The organism is Streptomyces sp. NPDC087300 (genome assembly GCF_044744425.1).
Lineage (GTDB): Bacteria > Actinomycetota > Actinomycetes > Streptomycetales > Streptomycetaceae > Streptomyces.
In genome coordinates this window covers 559850-574368 of record NZ_JBIUYI010000002.1, presented here as the reverse complement: position 1 = coordinate 574368, position 14519 = coordinate 559850, and the positions used below count along the sequence as shown (strand labels likewise).

Here is a 14519-nt window from a genome sequence, read left to right as displayed (position 1 = left end):
GGTTCAGGGAGCGTCAGGCTTCGCCCGCCGCCACGTCCTGGGTGATGTCACGCTCGGGCACGGCCTGCCCCGAGCGGATCAGGTCGATGCGTCCCATCACCTTGGCCCGCAGGTCGACGGGGACGTCGTCCTGGCCGCAGCAGCGCTTCACCAGCTTCTTGACCGCCTGCTCGAGGCCGTACTTCTCCAGGCACGGAGAGCACTCCTCGAAGTGCGTCTCGAACTTGGTGCAGTCACTGTCCGGCATCTCGTGGTCGAGGAACTCGTAGAGATGGTCAAGGACTTCACTGCAGTCAGTCTCGTGCGGCTCTCCGCAGCTCATGAGCCCGAGCCTTTCGTTCCGTTCGACTCCCCGGCGCCCGCCGGGACGAGCCCGCGGTCACGGGCGTAGTCCTCCAGCATGCCGCGCAGCTGGCGACGGCCGCGGTGCAGTCGGGACATCACCGTACCGATGGGTGTCCCCATAATGTCCGCGATCTCCTTGTACGCAAAGCCCTCTACGTCGGCCAGATAGACCGCGATGCGGAATTCCTCGGGGATCGCCTGGAGCGCCTGCTTCACGTCCGAGTCGGGCAGGTGGTCGAGCGCCTGCGACTCGGCGGAACGCAGACCGGTGGACATGTGCGACTCCGCACGCGCCAGCTGCCAGTCCTCGATCTCCTCGGCGGCGCTGCGCTGGGGCTCGCGCTGCTTCTTGCGGTACGAGTTGATGAAGGTGTTCGTGAGGATGCGGTAGAGCCACGCCTTGAGGTTGGTGCCCTCACGGAACTGGTGGAAGGACGCGTACGCCTTCGCGTAGGTCTCCTGCACCAGGTCCTCCGCGTCCGCCGGATTGCGCGTCATGCGCAGCGCCGCCGAGTACATCTGGTCGAGGAACGTCAGCGCGTCCCGCTCGAAGCGGGCCGTGCGCTCCGCGGCCGTCTCGGACCTCTCCGAACCTTCTCGGGGCTGCTCCGCCTGGCCGTGCTCGGCCCCTGCGTCGGTCCCAGTGACCGGACCCACCTCCTCCAACGACGTGGTGAGGCCGAAAGCAGCCCCACTCGAATCGGAGGATAGACGACGATCCGCTCCCCGCGCCGCCCGAATAGGTGTGGTTTTGGGCGCGCTCAGCACCGTCCACTCCAGGTCAGACGACGTGGAGCGGTTCGGGCAGATGGTCGAACCCATGCGGCGGACTCCCTCTCGTACGAACAGCTTGTGACGGCGTTTGCCATCTGTTGTCGACAACAGAGGTCACCCGTCCAACATTCCCGTCCAGCGGGCCACCGCGTCCGTGATGCGCTTCACGGCCTCCTCCTGGGAGATGTCGGCCCGCTTGGGCACGGCGAACCCGTGATCGCCGTACGGGATTTCCGTCAGCTCGTACGTCCCGTCGGGGAACTCGGCGGGCTTGCCGAACGGGTCGTTGCCGCCCTGTACGACGAGGGTCGGCACGCCCGCGCCGAGCAGCTCGTCGGCGCGGGACTTCTCCGGCTTGCCCGGCGGGTGCAGCGGGAAGCTGAGGGCGAGCACGGCGGCGGCGCCCAGTTCGCCGGCGGTGCGGCAGGCGACGCGCGCACCGGCGCTGCGCCCGCCGGAGATCACCGGGAGCCCCCGCTTCGCCAGCACCGGCCAGATGCCCCGCCAGCCCACGTCCAGGGTCTTCGGCGCGGGCGCCACCTTCTTGCCCGCGACCCGCCAGGGCTGCTCCACCAGGGCGACGCTCACGCCGTGCGCGGGCAGCGCGGCCGCGATGGCCCGGAGGTCGCGGGCCTCGATGCCGCCGCCCGCGCCGTGGCTGACGGCCAGCAGGAGGCGGGCGCTCTTCCCGGGGGCCGGATGCCAGGTGATCCTCGCCTCACCGGCGTCGGTCGGCACGGTCTCGCTCTGCACGGTCTCGCTCTGCACGGTCTCGCTCTTGGTCACCTGAGCAGGGTGCCAGAGCGGGGCGCGGGAACCGGGCGTCCGTGCGCGGTCAGAAGAGCGTGCCCTCCTCGGGGCCCTCCAGCTCCTTCAACAGCTCCGGGCCGTTGTTGCGGACGTTGCTGACGGCCGTGGCGACCGGGTAGGCGCGCATCAGACCGTGCGGCGGCGGCTCCAGGAGGGTGCGCAGGTCCTCGACGTCCGTGCGGGCGGGGTCGAGCCAGGCGTCCCAGCGGTCCGGCGTCAGCATCAGTGGCATCCGCGGGTGGATGTCGGCGAGCGAGCGCGGGCCCTCGTCGGGACCGGCCGCGAGCGGTGTGGTCTCCGCCTCCGTGGTGATCACCGTGCACGTCACCCACCAGGCGAGCGGGTGCTCGTCGGGCAGGGTCTTGTCCCGCCAGAACTCGTAGAGCCCGGCCATGGCGAAGACCGAGCCGTCGGCGGGCGTCACGAAGTAGGGCTGCTTGCGCGGCCTCTTCTTCTTGCCCTCGACCTCGAGCTGCCGCTCGTCGGGCGCGGTCACCCACTCGTAATAGCCGTCGGCGGGCAGGACGCAGCGGCGGGTGGCGAAGGCGCGGCGGTAGGACGGCTTCTCGTGGACGGTCTCCGCGCGGGCGTTGATCATCCGGGCGCCGCCCTCGGGCGTCTTGGCCCAGGAGGGCACGAGTCCCCACTTCAGCGTGCGCAGCTGGCGAACCGGACGCGGGTCCTCGGCGTCTTTGAGAGCACGGTCGAGGACCGCGTAGACCTCTTTGGTGGGCGCCACGTTGAAATCGGGGGCCAGGGCCTCCTCGGGCTCCCACTTCTCGATCTCGAAGATTCCTGCGAGATCCTCGGGCCTACGACTGGATGCATACCGTCCGCACATACGTGCCAGACTGCCAGACCGCGTACGACCAGAGGGAGCCGTCCGAGCAATGGAAAGCACCGCCAACGCCAGCCTGCCGGACCTCTGGGACCGCGTCTTCGGCACCCAGGCCGCGCCGGAGCAGTGGCTGGTGATCGCGGCGGGCGTGGTGGCCCTCGCGGTCGTCGTCCCGCACAACGTCTGGCGCGTCGCCCGCAACGCCATCACCATCGCGCACGAGGGCGGCCACGGCCTGATCGCCCTGCTCACCGGGCGCCGCCTGGACGGCATCCGGCTGCACTCCGACACCTCGGGCCTGACCGTCTCGCGCGGCAAGCCCACCGGCATCGGCATGATCCTGACCGCGGCCGCGGGCTACACCGCGCCGCCGCTGCTCGGCCTCGGCGGCGCGGCCCTGCTCGCGTCGGGGCGGATCACGGCGTTCCTGTGGATCGCCACCGCGCTGCTCGCTCTGATGCTGGTGATGATCCGCAACGCGTACGGCGCCCTGACCGTGATCGTCGCGGGCGGCACCTTCCTGGTCGTCTCCTGGCTGGCCACGACGGACGTGCAGGCGGCCTTCGCGTACGCCGTGGTGTGGTTCCTGCTGCTGGGCGGCGTGCGTCCGGCCTTCGAGCTGCAGTCCAAGCGCAGGCGCGGCGGTGCGGGCGACTCGGACGCCGACCAGCTGTCCCGGCTCACCCACGTGCCCGCGGGGATGTGGCTCTTCCTCTTCCACGCCGTCTCGCTGTGCTCCCTGATGGGCGGGGCCCGCTGGCTCCTTGACGTCTGATCGGGGGCACGGCCAGCCACTAAAGTGAGGGCATGACCGAAACCCCGGCGCACACCGCCCTCTGGCCCGCCCCGCACGCGAGCGGAGCCGTCACCGCGACGGTCCACGTCCCCGGTTCGAAATCGGTCACCAACCGCGCGCTCGTCCTCGCCGCGCTCGCCGCCGAGCCCGGCTGGCTGCGCCGCCCGCTGCGCTCCCGCGACACCCTGCTGATGGCCGGCGCGCTGCGCGCCATGGGCGTGGGCATCGAGGAGGGCGTGGGCCCGGACGGCTCGGGCGAGGCCTGGCGCGTGATCCCCTCGGGCCTCCAGGGCCCGGCCACGGTCGACGTCGGCAACGCGGGTACGGTCATGCGCTTCCTGCCCCCGGTCGCCGCCCTCGCCGACGGGCCGATCCGCTTCGACGGGGACCCCCGTTCGTACGAGCGCCCGCTGACCGGCGTGATCGACGCCCTGCGCGTGCTCGGCGCCCGCATCGACGACACCACGCTCGGCAGCCCCGGCGCCCTGCCGCTCACCGTGCACGGCGGCGGCGCCCTGGAGGGCGGCCGGGTCGAGATCGACGCCTCGTCCTCCTCCCAGTTCGTCAGCGCCCTGCTGCTCTCGGGCCCGCGCTTCAACCAGGGCGTGGAGGTGCGGCACGTGGGCGGCCCGCTGCCGTCCATGCCGCACATCCGGATGACCGTGGACATGCTGCGCGCGATCGGCGCCCAGGTGGACACCCCGGAGTCGGGCGGCGAGCCGAACGTGTGGCGGGTCACCCCCGGCGCCCTGCTCGGCCGCGACCTGACCGTCGAGCCCGACCTGTCGAACGCGCAGCCGTTCCTGGCCGCCGCCCTGGTCACCGGCGGCACGGTCACGATCCCCGACTGGCCCGCGCACACCACGCAGCCCGGCGACGCGCTGCGCCGGATCTTCACGGAGATGGGCGGCTCCTGCGAGCTGACCGAGCAGGGCCTGGTGTTCACCGGCTCCGGCTCGGTGCACGGCATCGACGTCGATCTCAGCGAGGTCGGCGAGCTCACCCCGGGCATCGCGGCCGTCGCCGCGCTCGCCGACTCCCCCTCCACGCTGCGCGGCGTCGCCCATCTGCGCCTGCACGAGACGGACCGCCTGGCCGCGCTCACCAAGGAGATCAACGAGCTGGGCGGTGACGTCACCGAGACCGCCGACGGCCTGCACATCCGGCCGCGCGGGCTGCACGGCGGCGTCTTCCACACCTACGACGACCACCGCATGGCGACCGCGGGCGCGATCATCGGCCTCGCGGTGCCGGGCGTGGAGATCGAGAACGTCGCGACGACGGCGAAGACGCTCCCTGACTTCCCCGACCTCTGGACCGGAATGCTCGGGAACTGACGGGCGGATCGAGAGCCATGCGCCGCTACGGCAAGAACCCCGACGAGGACGACATCCGCGTCCGCCCCAACCGCAAGGGCAACCGCCCCCGCACCCACATCAGGCCCAAGCACGAGGACGCGTCCGAAGGGATGGTCCTCACCGTCGACCGCGGGCGGCTGACCGTCCTGGTCGACGACCGGATCGTGATGGCCATGAAGGCCCGCGAGCTGGGCCGCAAGGCCGCCGTGGTGGGCGACAGGGTCTCGGTCGTCGGGGATCTGTCCGGCAACAAGGACACCCTCGCGCGGATCGTGCGGATCTCGGAGCGCAGCTCGGTCCTGCGCCGCACCGCGGACGACGACGACCCCTACGAGCGCGTGGTGGTGGCCAACGCCGACCAGCTCGCCATCGTCACCGCGCTCGCCGACCCCGAGCCGCGCCCGCGCCTGATCGACCGCTGTGTCGTGGCCGCCTACGACGGCGGGCTCGAACCGATCCTCGTCCTGACCAAGTCGGACCTGGCCCCCGCCGACAAGATCCTGGAGACGTACGCCGCGCTGGACATCCCCTATGTGGTGACCAGCCGCGAGGAGTTCACCGACGGCGCCGAGCTCGCGCAGGTCCACGAGCTGCTCGACGGGCGCGTCACCGCGTTCGTGGGCCACTCGGGCGTGGGCAAGACGACGCTGGTCAACGCGCTCGTGCCGAAGGAGCGGCGGCGCACCACCGGGCACGTCAACGCGGTCACGGGCCGCGGCAGGCACACCACCACGTCGGCCCTCGCGCTCCCTCTGGCGGGCGCGGGCGGCTGGGTGATCGACACTCCGGGCGTACGGTCGTTCGGGCTCCACCATGTGGACCCGTCGCGCGTCATCCTCGCCTTCCCCGACCTGGAGCCGGGGACGGTGGACTGCCCGCGCGGGTGCAGCCACGACGAGAAGGACTGCGCCCTGGACGCCTGGGTGGCCGCCGGGCACGCCGACCCGCAGCGCCTCTACTCACTGCGCAGGCTGCTCGCAACGCGGGAGCGACGCGACGGCGACTGAACTGCCCGTTGTTTGCGCCGTACCGGCATAGGTAAATGCATAATCGCACCAAGCCGGATTCAAGCCAGACGAAGCGGTCGCGGAGCGTATACGGGTACGGGAGGCAGGGACATGGCGTGGCTGCTGGTCATCGTGGCGGGGATTCTTGAGACCGGCTTCGCGGTCTGTCTGAAGCTCTCGCACGGGTTCACCCGGCTCTGGCCGACGATCGCGTTCGCCTGTTTCGCGCTCAGCAGCTTCGGTCTGCTGACGCTCGCCCTGAAGAAGCTGGACGTCGGGCCCGCGTACGCGGTCTGGACGGGCATCGGCGCCGCGGGCACCGCGATCTACGGCATGGTCTTCCTCGGCGACCTGGTCTCCACGCTGAAGCTCGTCTCGATCTCCTTCGTGATCATCGGCGTGATCGGGCTCCAGCTGTCCGGCTCGGCGCACTGAGCCCTCCTCAGACGACCTCCCGCACCCGCGGGAAGTGGCAGGCCGCCGTGTGCGATTCGCCGTCCGGGACGCCGTCTCCTGCGCCGTCCCCGGCCACCGGCACCTCCCGCTCGCAGCGCGCCCGGTCCGCATCCCGGCCGAGCGCCGCGTAGACGGGGCAGCGGGCCCGGAACCGGCAGCCCTCGTGGCGCCGGGTCGGGCTCGGCGGATCGCCCGCGAGCAGGATCCGGGTGCGCGCCCGCTCGCGTACGGGATCGGGCACCGGCACCGCGGACAGCAGCGCCTGCGTGTACGGGTGGCGGGGCCGCTCGAAGACGTCGGTGACCGCGCCGGTCTCCACGGTGCGGCCCAGGTACATCACGCTCACCCGGTCGGCGATGTGCCGCACCACCGACAGGTCGTGCGAGACGAACAGGAACGCGAGGCCCAGTTCGGCCTTGAGGCGTCGCAGCAGATTGAGCACGCCCGCCTGCACCGACACGTCCAGGGCCGAGACCGGTTCGTCCAGGACGAGCAGCTCGGGCTCCACCGAGAGCGCCCGCGCGATGCCGACGCGCTGGCGCTGCCCGCCGGAGAACTCGTGCGGATAGCGGGTGGCGTGCGCCGGGTCGAGGCCGACCTGGGCGAGGAGTCCGGGGATCCGGGCGGCGATGTCCCGCTTGGCCACGCCCTGGGCGCGCAGCGGCTCGGCGACGATGTCGCCGACCGGCAGCCGGGGGTCCAGGCTCGCCTGCGGGTCCTGGAAGACGATCTGCACCCTGCCCCGGGCGGCCTGCCGCTCCGCCCTGCCCCACGCCCCCACGGGCCGCCCGAAGAGCTCGATCTCCCCGGCCTCCGGCGCCGCCAGGTTCAGGAGTTCGAAGAGCGTGGTCGACTTCCCCGATCCCGACTCGCCCACCAGGGCCAGGGTCTGGCCGCGCCGGATGTCGAGGTCGACGCCGTCGACGGCGTACACGCTGCCGACCCGCCGCTTGAAAGCGGCGCCCTTGAGCACCGGGAACGTCTTGGCCAGGCCGCGCACCCGCAGGACGGGCGCGCGGTCGTCGGCGACCGGGACGGGGTCGGGCAGCTCCGGCACCGGGAACACGTCCAGTGGCCCGAGCCGGCCCGCCGCGACCTCGTCGGCCCGCACGCACGCCACCTCGTGGTCGGCGCCCGCGGCGGCGAGCGCGGGCGCGTCGCCCTGGCCGCAGCGCTCCTGGGCCAGCGGGCAGCGCGGCGCGAACGCGCACCCCGCGGGGTGCTCGGCGGGTGCGGGCGGCGTGCCGGGCACCGGCACGAGGACCGCGGGCCCCGCGCCGTCCACCCGCGGCACGGCGCCGAGCAGGCCCAGGGTGTACGGCATCCGGGGCCGTGCGAACAGCTCGTCGACCGGCGCCGTCTCCACGATCCTGCCCGCGTACATCACCGCGACCCGGTCCGCGGCGCCCGCGATCACCCCGAGGTCGTGGCTGACCAGGAGCAGCGCGGCGCCGGTCTCGCGTCGTGCGGTGTGCAGCACGTCGAGGACCTGGGCCTGGATGGTGACGTCGAGCGCGGTGGTCGGCTCGTCGGCGAGGATCACGTCGGGGTCGTTGGCGACGGCCATCGCGATCATCGCGCGCTGGCGCATGCCCCCGGAGAACTCGTGCGGGAACGACCGGGCGCGCGCCCGGGGTTCGGGGATCCCGACCAGGTCGAGCAGGTCGACAGCACGCTCGCGCGCCGCCTGCCCGGACACGTCCTGGTGGGCGCGGACCGCCTCGGCTATCTGGTCGCCGATCCGGTGGACCGGCGTGAACGCGGACAGCGGGTCCTGGAAGACCATGCCGATGCGGCCGCCGCGCACACGGGAGAGCTCGCGGTCGCCGGCACCGAGGAGTTCCGTGCCGGCCAGGCGCACCGAGCCGCCCACCGCGGCGTGGTCCGGCAGCAGTCCGAGGACGGCGAGCGCGGTCGCGGACTTGCCCGAGCCCGACTCGCCGACCAGGCCGAGGACTTCGCCGCGGCGCAGGTCGAAGCCGACGCCTCGTACCGCGGGGGCGTCCCCGAAGTCGACTCTCAGGTCGCGCACTTGGAGTACGGGGGCGCTGCTGGGGGCCTCGGGTGCGCTCGTCATCGGTGGTCCTTCCGGCGCTTGGCGCGCTTGGTGCGTGCGGTCGGGTCGAGGGCGTCGCGCAGTCCGTCGCCGACCAGGTTGACCGCGAGTACGAAGAGCACCAGCAGGCCCGCGGCGAAGAAGAACATCCAGGGGTAACTGAGCGCGGCCGCCGTGTTGTTGGCGATCAGCGTGCCGAGCGAGATGTCCGGGGGCTGCACGCCGAAGCCGAAGTAGGAGAGCGCGGTCTCGCTCATCACGGCGCCGCCGACCGCGATGGTCGCGTCGATGATGAGGAAGGAGGCGATGTTCGGCAGGACGTGCCGCCAGATGACGCGGAACGGGCCCACGCCCATGTACACGGCGGCGCGCACGAACTCGCGTTCCTTGAGCGAGAGCGTCATGGATCGCACCACGCGCGCGGTGATCATCCAGCCGAAGACGGCGAGCAGCCCGACGAAGGCGAGCCAGCCGCCGCTCTTCAGGCGCGGCGAGACGATCGCGATGATCAGGAAGGCCGGGAAGACGAGCAGCAGATCGACCAGGAACATCAGGATCCGGTCGGCCCAGCCCCCGAAGTACCCGGCGCAGGCCCCCACCAGGGCGGCCACGCCCGTCGCGAAGAACGCCACGAGCAGGCCGATGACGAGCGACTTCTGGAGGCCGCGCGCGGTCTGCGCGAAGACGTCCTGGCCGATCCGGTTGGTGCCCCACCAGTGTTCGGCCGAGGGCCCCGAGCGCAGGGCGGTGTAGTCGATCTCGCTGTACGTCCAGCCGCAGACGTGGGGGCCGACGAAGGCGAGCAGGAAGAGCAGCACGAGCACCGTGCCCCCGGCGAGCACGCCGGGGCCGCGCAGGAAGCGGCGGGTGCGGACAGCGGCGGTCATCGGACCGTTCCCATCAGGTCGTTCCCATCGGGTCGTGCCGCCCTCACGCGTGGCGTACGCGCGGGTCGAGCGCGGCGTGCAGCAGATCGGCGAGGAAGCCGGAGAGCAGCACGACCACGGCGGCGAAGATGTTGACGGCGACGACGGAGTTGACGTCGTTCTTGCCGACGGAGCCGATGAACCACTCGCCCATGCCGTGCCAGCCGAAGATCGTCTCGGTGAAGGTGGCACCGGTGAAGAGCCCGAGGAAGCCGTACGAGAAGAAGGCGGACATCGGGATGAGCGCGGTGCGCAGCCCGTGCTTGAGGAACGCGGCCCGCCGGGTCAGCCCCTTGGCGCGCGCGGTGCGCAGATAGTCGGAGCCGAGCACGTCGAGCATGGCGCTGCGCTGGTAGCGGCTGTATCCGGCGATCGCGCCGAGCGCCACGGAGACGGTCGGCAGGAGCAGATGCACCGAGCGGTCCTTCAGGACGGCGAGGAGTCCGCCGTCGACGCCGGGGCTCTTCTCGCCGGTGAACTGGATGACGTCCGTGCCCGTGGTCTGGTTGAACCAGATCGCCCCGGTCTTGAGCAGCACGGCGAGCAGGAACACGGGCGTGGAGAGCAGCGCGAAGGAGACGAGCGTGGCGGCCCGGTCGGAGAGCCGGTACTGCCGCACGGCCGTCCAGGCGCCGATCAGCACGCCGAGCACGGTGCCGCCGACGGTCCCCACGACCAGCAGCCGCAGGCTCACCCCGAGCCGCCGCCCGAACTCCTCGCCCACCGGCTGTCCGTCGATGGTCCGCCCCAGGTCGCCGCGGAGCACCCCGCCCGCCCAGCTCGCGAACCGGCCGAGCAGCGGCTCCTTGTCGTTGACGCCGATCGCGGTGAGGTGGTGGTCGACCGAGGCGGGCGAGAGGGGCGGCTGCCTGCCCTCGTAGTAGGCGCGCGGATCGAGCGCGTACGAGGCGAGCAGATAGGACAGGCAGACGGCGGCGAGCAGCAGGACCACGTAGTAGCCCAGCCGTCTTGCCAGATAGGCCGACACGGTTCTCGCCCTCCCAGTCAGGGTCACCGGAGCCGGGCCAAGCAGCGGAACGTGCAGGTCATCGGCTTACGAGGACCAGCATGCTGATCAACTGTTGCACCGTCATGAAGAGCGCATGTCAGTCATATCGACAGCGGCCCGATCGTGATCACGCGGGCTTACGGTCGGCCCCGAGCCCGTCACCGTCGCCCTCGAAGGAAGACCCATGCGCAGATCCACCGTCCTCGCGACAGCCGCCGCCCTCTCGGCCACCCTGGTGGTGGCGGGCTGCGGCTCGTCCGACGACGACAAGGCGCCCCGGAAGAAGGCCGCCCCCGCGGCCGACGGCCAGGACATCAACGCCCACCCGGTGAGCGACCTCAAGCAGGGCGGCTCGCTGCGCATCGGCATCGAGCAGTGGATCACGCAGTACAACATCAACCAGGTCGACGGCCAGCAGGGCGACGCCCAGTCGGTCATCAGCCTGGTCCTGCCCGACCTGTTCACCTCGGACGCCAAGGGCGCCCACCACCTGAACGAGAACTTCCTGACCTCGGCGAAGGTGGTCTCCACCAGCCCCCAGGTCGTCGAGTACGAGCTGAACCCGAAGGCCAAGTGGTCGGACGGGAAGCCGTTGTCCTGGCGGGACTTCGAGGCCCAGTGGAAGGCCCTGAACGGCTCCGACAAGGCGTACGAGGCTGTCGACACCTCCGGCTACGACCAGATATCCGAGGTCGAGAAGGGCAAGGACGCCCACGGCGTCCGGGTCACCTTCGACAAGCCCTACGCGGACTGGCAGCGCCTCTTCGACCCGCTGTACCCGGCCGCGTACATCGACAGCCCGAAGAAGTTCAACAGCGGCTGGGCGGAGAAGGCCCCGATCACCGCGAGCGCCTTCAAGCTCGGCGAGTACGACAAGACCGCGCAGACCGTCACGGCCGTGCCCGACCCCAAGTGGTGGGGCCCCAGGCCCAAGCTGGACTCGATCGTCTACCGCGTGATGGACACCCGGGCCAAGACCGACGCGTACCTCAACAACGAGATCGACTACACCAACGCGATCCTGCCCGAGGACTACAAGCGGCTCGCCGGGGCCAAGAACACCGACATCCGCAGGGGCGCGCGCTGGGACGAGGTGCACATCACGTTCAACGGCGCGCACGGCGCCCTCAAGGACGTGAAGGTGCGCAACGCCCTCCAGGCCGCGATCGACCGCAAGGGCATCAACACCTCCTTCGCCAAGGACCTGGGCTTCGAACTCAGGACCCTGGACAGCCACTTCTTCATGCCCAACCAGGAGGGCTACCGGAAGAACTCGGGCGACCACGCGACGTACGACCCGGAGAAGGCGAAGAAGCTGCTCGACGAGGCGGGCTGGAAGGGCGCGGAGGGGGCGACCCGCACCCGCGGCGGCAAGCAGCTCACGCTCGACTACGTGATCGACGCCGACGCGGTCAGCGCCTCCGTCGACCAGGCGCAGATCGTGCAGCAGCAGCTCGGCGCGGTCGGCGTGAAGGTCAACATCAAGAAGGTGCCGCCGAACGACTACTTCAACAAGTACGTCAACACGGGCAACTTCGACCTGGTGAGCTTCCGCAACGTCGACCAGGTCTACCTGTCGATGGCCTACGGCACCTACCGCAGGCCGCAGGGCAAGAACCTCTTCCAGAACTTCGGCTCGGTCGGCTCGGCGAAGATCGACGAGCTGCTCACCAAGGCGGCGCGGACCACCGACCGCGCCGAGTCGGTCGCGCTCTACAACGAGGCCGACCGCGAGATCTGGAAGCTCGGCCACTCCTTCATGCTCTACCAGCGCCCGCAGATCTACGCCGTCCGCGCGGGCCTCGCGAACTTCGGCGCCGAGGGCCTCGCCGACCGGGACTACCTGAAGGTCGGCTGGCTCAAGTAACCGCCGCGTACGTCCAGTTGGCGCGCCGGACTACTTCGCCGCCACCCAGCGCCCGATGGCCCCGCGGACCAGCTCCGCGGGGTCGTCCTCGTTCCCCGCGGGCGCCACGACGTAGGACAGCGCGAGCCGGACCGCGCTCTCGCAGGCCAGGGCCAGCTCCGGGTCCCTGGCCCGGCCACGGCCGCCCAGCGCGAGGACCGCGCGGTCCCGCACCAGCGCGAGCAGCTCCCCCGCCGTGGGCACCCCGGCGTCCGCGCGGCGCTGCGCGGGCACCGGCGAGGTGGACCCCGCCGATCTGCTCGGCGCGGGCAGCCGCTCGCCCCAGCAGCCGGTGAGCGCGGCCCGCACCAGCGCGTTGCCGCGCGCGGCGCCCACCGTCCAGGCGGCCACGGCGGCCAGCCGCTCGGCCGGCTCGCGCTCCTCGGCGAGCGCGCGTTCGACGCCGTGCAGATAGCCGTCCGTCTCGCGCCGCAGCAGGGCGCGGGCGAGCCCGTCCTTGCTGCCGAACTCGTTGTAGAGGGTCTGCCGGGACACCCCGGCGACAGCCGCGACGTCGACCATGCGGACGCCGGGCCACGGTCGCCGGGCGAGCGCGGTGTAGGCCGCGTCAAGTAAGGATTCCCGTGCTGCAGGCATCGTCGCCTCCCCGGGGGCCGAAGCGGCTCCAGGGCCAGAGTTGACGCGCTCGGCAGCACTGTCAATAGCTCCGGCGCGAGGTGGCCTACGGCCCGCCCCCGGGCACCCGACGGCTCGCGCACGGGCGCCCGACGCCTCGCACACGGGTGCTGCGCCCCGTGCGCATGGGTGCTGTGGCTCGTGCTGTACGAGATCGATACTGTTCACTCATGCCCGACTACCACGATGATCTGCGTCTCGCCCACGTCCTCGCGGACGCCGCCGACGCCCAGACCATGGACCGGTTCAAGGCCCTCGACCTGAAGGTCGAGACCAAGCCGGACATGACGCCGGTGAGCGAGGCCGACAAGGCGGCCGAGGAGCTGATCCGCTCCCAGCTGCAGCGCGCACGGCCGCGCGACGCGATCCTCGGCGAGGAGTACGGCATCGAGGGCACGGGCCCGCGCCGCTGGGTGATCGACCCGATCGACGGCACCAAGAACTACGTGCGCGGCGTCCCCGTCTGGGCCACGCTCATCTCCCTGATGGAGGCGGGCGAGGGCGGCTACCAGCCGGTGGTCGGCGTCGTCTCCGCGCCCGCGCTCGGCCGCCGCTGGTGGGCGGCGAAGGGCGGCGGCGCCTACACGGGCCGCAGCCTCACCTCGGCGACCCGGCTGCGGGTCTCCGAGGTCTCCCGGCTCTCGGACGCCTCCCTCGCGTACTCCTCGCTCTCGGGCTGGGAGGAGCAGGGCCGCCTCGACGGCTTCATGGACCTCACGCGTGCGGTCTGGCGCACCCGCGGCTACGGCGACTTCTGGCCGTACATGATGGTGGCCGAGGGCTCGGTCGACATCTGCGCGGAGCCGGAGCTCTCGCTCTGGGACATGGCGGCGAACGCGATCGTGGTGACGGAGGCGGGCGGCAGCTTCACCGGCCTCGACGGCAGGCCGGGCCCGCACAGCGGCAACGCGGCGGCGTCCAACGGACTGCTCCACGACGAGCTGCTCGGCTACGTCAACCAGCGCTACTGAGCCCCCGCCGCCGGGCGGCGCAGGGCGCGTGGACCGCGCGGCGCACGCCCTGAACTGACCACGCGCGCCCCCTTGTTGGCGTCCCGCATGGCTGCGACTCTGAGAGTCCCCCCACTTGTGAACTTGTGAAACCATTCTCCAGCCAGGTAGCGGAGGCAATCCTTCGCCCACCGGGAGCCCGTGGTTTCACCAAGGAGGTGGCTCACGCCCATGCTCGTCCGCGACGCCATGAGCACGATGGTCCTCACCATCGGCCCCGCCCACACCCTCCGCCAGGCGGCCCGGCTGATGTCGGAGCGCCGCGTCGGAGCGGCCGTCGTCCTCGACCCCGACACCTACGGCCTCGGCATCCTCACCGAACGCGACATCCTCAACTCCCTGGGACTCGGCCAGAATCCCGACCTGGAGACCGCGGGCACCCACACCACGACCGACGTCGTCTTCGCCACCCCCGGCTGGAGCCTGGAGGACGCCGCGGACGCCATGTCGCACGGCGGCTTCCGGCACCTGATCGTCATGGAGGGCACCGAACCGACCGGGATCGTCTCGGTCCGCGACATCATCCGCTCCTGGGCCCCGGCCCGGCGCGCGACGGCCGCTACCACGCTGGCGGGCTGACCGCGACGGCTAC

The 14519-nt window shown here is 71.6% G+C and carries 15 protein-coding genes; 7 read left to right on the top strand and 8 right to left on the bottom strand.

Annotated features, from left to right (window positions below; all coding sequences use genetic code 11):
- Positions 1 to 13: 13 nt before the first annotated feature.
- From rsrA to ACIO9J_RS08175, 4 genes are all read right to left on the bottom strand, one after another.
- On the bottom strand, positions 14 to 322 hold the full coding sequence (gene rsrA / locus ACIO9J_RS08190) for a mycothiol system anti-sigma-R factor (protein ID WP_401994415.1): 309 nt from the start codon (positions 320 to 322) through the stop codon (positions 14 to 16).
- Positions 319 to 1002 (bottom strand): sigma-70 family RNA polymerase sigma factor, encoded by a 684-nt coding sequence (locus tag ACIO9J_RS08185; RefSeq protein ID WP_401994413.1) that lies wholly within the window; start codon positions 1000 to 1002, stop codon positions 319 to 321. Before ACIO9J_RS08185 ends, rsrA begins: the two co-directional genes overlap by 4 nt.
- Positions 1003 to 1233: 231 nt before the next feature.
- Positions 1234 to 1905 (bottom strand): alpha/beta family hydrolase, encoded by a 672-nt coding sequence (locus ACIO9J_RS08180; RefSeq protein WP_401994410.1) that lies wholly within the window; start codon positions 1903 to 1905, stop codon positions 1234 to 1236.
- Between the two features lie 49 nt (positions 1906 to 1954).
- A complete protein-coding gene (locus ACIO9J_RS08175) occupies positions 1955 to 2770 on the bottom strand; it encodes an SOS response-associated peptidase (RefSeq protein ID WP_401994407.1) in 816 nt (271 codons plus the stop codon).
- A gap of 49 nt (positions 2771 to 2819) precedes the next feature.
- Here ACIO9J_RS08175 and ACIO9J_RS08170 point away from each other — a divergent pair, with 49 nt between their 5' ends.
- From ACIO9J_RS08170 to ACIO9J_RS08155, 4 genes are all read left to right on the top strand, one after another.
- Complete coding sequence (locus ACIO9J_RS08170; protein ID WP_401994404.1) at positions 2820 to 3542, top strand: M50 family metallopeptidase; 723 nt, start codon at positions 2820 to 2822, stop codon at positions 3540 to 3542.
- 32 nt (positions 3543 to 3574) lie between these two features.
- The gene (aroA, locus tag ACIO9J_RS08165) at positions 3575 to 4900 is read left to right on the top strand and encodes a 3-phosphoshikimate 1-carboxyvinyltransferase (protein WP_401994401.1); all 1326 of its coding nucleotides are present in this window, start codon (positions 3575 to 3577) and stop codon (positions 4898 to 4900) included.
- 17 nt (positions 4901 to 4917) lie between these two features.
- Positions 4918 to 5928, top strand: coding sequence for a ribosome small subunit-dependent GTPase A (gene rsgA, locus ACIO9J_RS08160; RefSeq protein ID WP_401994398.1), 1011 nt, complete (start codon positions 4918 to 4920; stop codon positions 5926 to 5928).
- A 111-nt stretch (positions 5929 to 6039) separates the two neighbouring features.
- Positions 6040 to 6363, top strand: a complete 324-nt coding sequence (locus tag ACIO9J_RS08155) for a DMT family transporter (protein ID WP_401994395.1) — start codon at positions 6040 to 6042, stop codon at positions 6361 to 6363.
- Between the two features lie 7 nt (positions 6364 to 6370).
- On the opposite strand, the gene ACIO9J_RS08150 is transcribed toward ACIO9J_RS08155, so the two are convergent.
- Genes ACIO9J_RS08150 through ACIO9J_RS08140 form a run of 3 tightly spaced genes read right to left on the bottom strand, consistent with a single transcriptional unit; the run spans position 6371 to position 10354 of the window.
- The gene (locus tag ACIO9J_RS08150) at positions 6371 to 8461 is read right to left on the bottom strand and encodes a dipeptide ABC transporter ATP-binding protein (RefSeq protein WP_401994392.1); all 2091 of its coding nucleotides are present in this window, start codon (positions 8459 to 8461) and stop codon (positions 6371 to 6373) included.
- Positions 8458 to 9327, bottom strand: a complete 870-nt coding sequence (locus ACIO9J_RS08145) for an ABC transporter permease (RefSeq protein ID WP_401994390.1) — start codon at positions 9325 to 9327, stop codon at positions 8458 to 8460. Before ACIO9J_RS08145 ends, ACIO9J_RS08150 begins: the two co-directional genes overlap by 4 nt.
- Before the next feature lie 43 nt (positions 9328 to 9370).
- Positions 9371 to 10354, bottom strand: a complete 984-nt coding sequence (locus ACIO9J_RS08140; protein ID WP_401994387.1) for an ABC transporter permease — start codon at positions 10352 to 10354, stop codon at positions 9371 to 9373.
- 205 nt (positions 10355 to 10559) lie between these two features.
- On the opposite strand from ACIO9J_RS08140, the gene ACIO9J_RS08135 reads away from it, so the two are divergent.
- On the top strand, positions 10560 to 12242 hold the full coding sequence (locus ACIO9J_RS08135; RefSeq protein ID WP_401994384.1) for an ABC transporter family substrate-binding protein: 1683 nt from the start codon (positions 10560 to 10562) through the stop codon (positions 12240 to 12242).
- Positions 12243 to 12272: 30 nt separating this feature from the next.
- Here ACIO9J_RS08135 and ACIO9J_RS08130 read toward each other — a convergent pair whose 3' ends face one another.
- Positions 12273 to 12878: a TetR/AcrR family transcriptional regulator gene (locus tag ACIO9J_RS08130; RefSeq protein ID WP_401994381.1), complete on the bottom strand. Its 606-nt coding sequence runs from the start codon at positions 12876 to 12878 to the stop codon at positions 12273 to 12275.
- 209 nt (positions 12879 to 13087) lie between these two features.
- Between ACIO9J_RS08130 and hisN the strand changes: the two genes are divergently transcribed.
- Both hisN and ACIO9J_RS08120 read left to right on the top strand, forming a co-directional pair.
- Positions 13088 to 13888, top strand: a complete 801-nt coding sequence (gene hisN, locus ACIO9J_RS08125; protein WP_401994378.1) for a histidinol-phosphatase — start codon at positions 13088 to 13090, stop codon at positions 13886 to 13888.
- Between the two features lie 210 nt (positions 13889 to 14098).
- The gene (locus tag ACIO9J_RS08120; protein ID WP_401994375.1) at positions 14099 to 14506 is read left to right on the top strand and encodes a cyclic nucleotide-binding/CBS domain-containing protein; all 408 of its coding nucleotides are present in this window, start codon (positions 14099 to 14101) and stop codon (positions 14504 to 14506) included.
- Positions 14507 to 14519 lie beyond the last annotated feature (13 nt).

What these genes read in the sequence shown, in the direction of transcription:
- aroA (WP_401994401.1), top strand. Translation starts at nt 3,575, where the DNA reads ATGACCGAAACCCCGGCGCACACCGCCCTCTGGCCCGCCCCGCACGCG.
- ACIO9J_RS08135 (WP_401994384.1), top strand. Translation starts at nt 10,560, where the DNA reads ATGCGCAGATCCACCGTCCTCGCGACAGCCGCCGCCCTCTCGGCCACC.
- ACIO9J_RS08175 (WP_401994407.1), bottom strand. Translation starts at nt 2,770, where the DNA reads ATGTGCGGACGGTATGCATCCAGTCGTAGGCCCGAGGATCTCGCAGGA.
- rsrA (WP_401994415.1), bottom strand. Translation starts at nt 322, where the DNA reads ATGAGCTGCGGAGAGCCGCACGAGACTGACTGCAGTGAAGTCCTTGAC.
- hisN (WP_401994378.1), top strand. Translation starts at nt 13,088, where the DNA reads ATGCCCGACTACCACGATGATCTGCGTCTCGCCCACGTCCTCGCGGAC.
- ACIO9J_RS08130 (WP_401994381.1), bottom strand. Translation starts at nt 12,878, where the DNA reads ATGCCTGCAGCACGGGAATCCTTACTTGACGCGGCCTACACCGCGCTC.
- ACIO9J_RS08145 (WP_401994390.1), bottom strand. Translation starts at nt 9,327, where the DNA reads ATGACCGCCGCTGTCCGCACCCGCCGCTTCCTGCGCGGCCCCGGCGTG.
- ACIO9J_RS08170 (WP_401994404.1), top strand. Translation starts at nt 2,820, where the DNA reads ATGGAAAGCACCGCCAACGCCAGCCTGCCGGACCTCTGGGACCGCGTC.
- ACIO9J_RS08150 (WP_401994392.1), bottom strand. Translation starts at nt 8,461, where the DNA reads ATGACGAGCGCACCCGAGGCCCCCAGCAGCGCCCCCGTACTCCAAGTG.
- ACIO9J_RS08120 (WP_401994375.1), top strand. Translation starts at nt 14,099, where the DNA reads ATGCTCGTCCGCGACGCCATGAGCACGATGGTCCTCACCATCGGCCCC.
- ACIO9J_RS08155 (WP_401994395.1), top strand. Translation starts at nt 6,040, where the DNA reads ATGGCGTGGCTGCTGGTCATCGTGGCGGGGATTCTTGAGACCGGCTTC.
- rsgA (WP_401994398.1), top strand. Translation starts at nt 4,918, where the DNA reads ATGCGCCGCTACGGCAAGAACCCCGACGAGGACGACATCCGCGTCCGC.